The 3,559-nt window shown below is 58.5% G+C and carries 4 protein-coding genes and 4 tRNA genes; all 8 read left to right on the top strand.

Features of this window, described 5'->3' with window-relative positions:
• Positions 1 to 337: 337 nt before the first annotated feature.
• Positions 338 to 1,303 carry a biotin--[acetyl-CoA-carboxylase] ligase gene (locus tag DET50_RS19200; protein WP_113864299.1) on the top strand — a complete coding sequence of 322 codons (966 nt, stop codon included), beginning with the start codon at positions 338 to 340 and terminating at the stop codon, positions 1,301 to 1,303.
• On the top strand, positions 1,300 to 2,031 hold the full coding sequence (locus DET50_RS19205) for a type III pantothenate kinase (RefSeq protein ID WP_113864300.1): 732 nt from the start codon (positions 1,300 to 1,302) through the stop codon (positions 2,029 to 2,031). Before DET50_RS19200 ends, DET50_RS19205 begins: the two co-directional genes overlap by 4 nt.
• Positions 2,028 to 2,795, top strand: a complete 768-nt coding sequence (locus DET50_RS19695; protein ID WP_258546178.1) for a hypothetical protein — start codon at positions 2,028 to 2,030, stop codon at positions 2,793 to 2,795. The genes DET50_RS19205 and DET50_RS19695 overlap by 4 nt, the downstream gene beginning before the upstream one ends.
• 31 nt (positions 2,796 to 2,826) lie before the next feature.
• A tRNA-Thr gene (locus DET50_RS19215) sits at positions 2,827 to 2,902 on the top strand.
• A gap of 41 nt (positions 2,903 to 2,943) precedes the next feature.
• Positions 2,944 to 3,028, top strand: a tRNA-Tyr gene (locus tag DET50_RS19220).
• A 10-nt stretch (positions 3,029 to 3,038) separates the two neighbouring features.
• Positions 3,039 to 3,113, top strand: a tRNA-Gly gene (locus tag DET50_RS19225).
• A gap of 13 nt (positions 3,114 to 3,126) precedes the next feature.
• Positions 3,127 to 3,202 (top strand) — tRNA-Thr (locus DET50_RS19230).
• Between the two features lie 49 nt (positions 3,203 to 3,251).
• Positions 3,252 to 3,559 (top strand): GTP-binding protein (locus tag DET50_RS19235; protein ID WP_258546179.1); only part of this gene is annotated, 308 nt, incomplete at its 3' end.

Below are 3,559 nucleotides of genomic sequence, written 5' to 3' on the forward strand. Positions count from 1 at the left end.
CCGGGGCTTTTTTATTTTGGATCGAGGCCCTGCTGTGCACTACAACAGCCCCCATGTGACAAGGCGTGCTTCGCACGCCGCAGGACGCGGGAGCGTAGCGACGGCGGGCCCGAAGGGCCGAAGGCCAACGGCCTGAGCAATGTAGGTCATCGTCAGGCTCCTAATACCAAAACCCCCAGCGGCTTCGCCGTTGGGGGTTTTTTATTGTCTGCAGTGCGAAGCACTGCCTGAGTATTTCTCCGCAAATATGGCGTTCCGGCCAACCCCTTCTTTGTGTTTTCTCCTCTCCTGTTGTTTAATCCGCCCTTATTAATCTCTTCAGGCCGGATACCGTTTCATGAAATCCAAAGCACTGATAACCCTTCTCCAGGACGGCCAGGTCCATTCCGGGGAATCGCTTGCCCAATCTTTGGGGGTAAGCCGTACCGCAGTCTGGAAACAGATCCGCCGCGCCGTTGACGACGGGTATGAGGTGGCAACGGTGCGAGGCAAGGGGTACCAGCTCCTGACGCCTGTGGATCTGCTCGACGCCGAGAAGATCTCAAGCGGAATTGCTCCCGGAATCCGGTCGATCCTCAGCCTGAGGGTTCTTGATCAGGTGGACTCCACCAATGCCGAGGTGATCCGACAGTGGCAGACAGGAAGCTCCTCGATCCCGGTCTGTATTGCGGACTGCCAGACCGCAGGGCGAGGCCGCCGGGGTAAAGCCTGGCAAAGTCCCCGTGGTGAGAATCTGTACCTCAGTATGGGGCTGACGTTCCACGGGGGATTCGCCGTGCTGGACGGACTCAGCCTGGTGCTGGGGGTGGCCGTCGCCAACGCGCTCGAGTCGCTGGGAGCGGAGTCCATCGGGCTGAAATGGCCCAATGACATCTTCCTGCCCGACGGCAAGCTCGGTGGCATCCTCGTTGAGCTTCAGGGGGAGCTGCAGGAGGGGGTGGTCCAGGTGATCGCCGGCATCGGGATCAATGTCCATATGTCAGAGGCTGAATCCGTGGACCAGCCCTGGACGAGTCTCGCATCCGCCTTTCCCGCCTTGGAGTGGTCCCGGAACCGGATCGCCGCGGCCATTATCAATGCCGTCCATGACGCTACGGAAGTTTTTGCCGATGTCGGTTTCAGTGATTTCCGGGCGCCCTGGCAATCCCGGGATATCTTCTTGGGTAAGACGATTCATGCCCGGGGAGGCGAGCTGGAGGGCACCGGCGAGGGCATCGATGAAACCGGTAATTACCTGGTCCGGAATGCCGAGGGTGTGACTCCCGTAAGGGCCGGGGAAATCAGCCTGCGGATGCGCTCATGAGACTGTTGATAGATGCGGGAAATACCCGCTTGAAATGGCAGCTGGGTGATCGGCAGGACGTGGTTGCCAGCGGTGTCGGGGACTTGTCGAGCTCCGATCCCCTGCAAGGGCTACCGCCGGAACCCAGGGTTCGGCGAATCAGCATATCCACCGTGGCTGCTGAGGCTCGTCGAGAGGCACTGGTGGCCCATCTGGAACGTCGGTTTGGCGTGGCAGCCGTGTGTCACTGGTCGGAACCGGAACGGGGCGGACTGAGAAATGCGTACCAGGACTACCAGCGTATGGGTGCGGATCGTTGGCACGCCATGTATGGCGCCTGGAAGCAGCACCGGGAGGGGTTTGTCGTCGTGGATGCAGGCAGCGCGGTGACTGTAGATTACGTGGATCACTCCGGGCAGCACCTGGGAGGGTTCATCCTGCCGGGACTGCAGATGATGATCCGGAGCCTCCAGACCGATGCGGCCCGGATCCTGTTTGATCTGGAGCAGGTACTGGAAACGGCTCCGGGGATAAGCACCGGTGAATGTGTAAATCATGGTCTGGCCTGGCTATTTGCTGCCATGATCGATCGGATCCGGGCCGATGTCAGCACCTTTGCCCTTCGCGATATCCTCGTGACAGGCGGTGACGCCGAACGACTCCAAAGCCTTGGCCTTAACGCAATTCACGCGCCAGACCTGGTGCTCCGGGGCCTTGCCGCCATTGATGCAGAAGAGTTGGCAATATGAGGTGGTTGGCTTTACTGCTGCTCTGCGCCAACATGTTCGTGTGGTATTTCGCGGGTGCGATGCAGCCTCCGGTAAGCTCAACGGCGGCTGTTTCCGGCACGTTACCCCGGGTCGCCAGTCTCAAGGCTTCGGCTGACCAGGGGGCGGTCTCCGAGCCCGAAGAGGTTGAAGAGACTGTGGTTGCAGAGGTTGCTGAGGAGTCCAGTGAGGTAGCGTCTACCGGGCAGGTTTCGTCGGGCCCCGCTCCGCCGGCCTCTGTTCAGGAAGAGCGCCCCTTACACTGTGTGCGATTGGGCTGGCTGGATAGTCGGGAGGCGGCCCAGGCTGTTATGGAGGCAGTGCCCGCGCTGGATGACGTCTCCGTCACCATTGAGGAAATGGAGCAAGTACGGCCACCCCTTAACTGGGTGTTGATTCCCCCGCAACCGGCGGATGCCGCCCGCAAGCAGTTCCGGGAAATCCAGCGCCAGGGTATCGACTCGTACCTGGTCACCCAGGGGGAATACCGGAACGCCATTTCCCTCGGCCTCTTCGAGTCCCGTGAGGCCGCAATTTCCGTACTCGAAGAAAAAAAACGTCAGAATCTCAATGCGGTACTAGCCAACTATGACCGAAATCAGATAAGCTACGCCCTCGATTTTGAGGCTGAGCCGGACCTCGCTGAGGACCTGGTTCAGGCGGTAACTTCGGAATATGGCAAAAATTTCGATTTCATCGAAATCAACCCTTGCGAAGGTGTTGCAACGTCAGAAAAAACTCCGTAGTATACCGCCCTCGCTGACGAGGCGAATGTGAGCTGGCGTAGCTCAGTTGGTAGAGCAGCTGACTTGTAATCAGCAGGTCGGGGGTTCGATTCCGTCCGCCAGCTCCACTTTAAGTTTTGAGCAGATTCGTGGGAAGCGAATTTGTACGGGAGGGGTTCCCGAGTGGCCAAAGGGATCAGACTGTAAATCTGACGGCATCGCCTTCGCAGGTTCGAATCCTGCCCCCTCCACCACTTATTGCTCGCGGGCATCGTATAGTGGCTATTACCTCAGCCTTCCAAGCTGATGACGCGGGTTCGATTCCCGCTGCCCGCTCCAATTTGGTTCTAATGCTCATGTAGCTCAGTTGGTAGAGCACACCCTTGGTAAGGGTGAGGTCGGCGGTTCAAATCCGCCCATGAGCTCCATTTTTATCCGGTCAACGTTACGATCAGGTTGATTAGGGGAGTTGGTCAAATGTCCAAAGAAAAATTTGAGCGTAGTAAACCGCACGTAAACGTGGGTACTATTGGTCACGTTGACCATGGTAAGACCACTCTGACCGCTGCTCTGACTCGTGTATGTCACGAAGTATGGGGTACAGGTTCAGCCAGCGCGTTTGACCAGATCGATAACGCGCCGGAAGAGAAGGCTCGTGGTATCACCATCGCGACCTCTCACGTTGAGTATGATTCTCCGACCCGTCACTACGCGCACGTAGACTGCCCGGGCCACGCTGACTATGTGAAGAACATGATCACTGGTGCGGCGCAGATGGACGGCGC

This window comes from Marinobacter pelagius, from assembly GCF_003315345.1.
In the GTDB taxonomy this organism is placed as follows: domain Bacteria; phylum Pseudomonadota; class Gammaproteobacteria; order Pseudomonadales; family Oleiphilaceae; genus Marinobacter; species Marinobacter pelagius_A.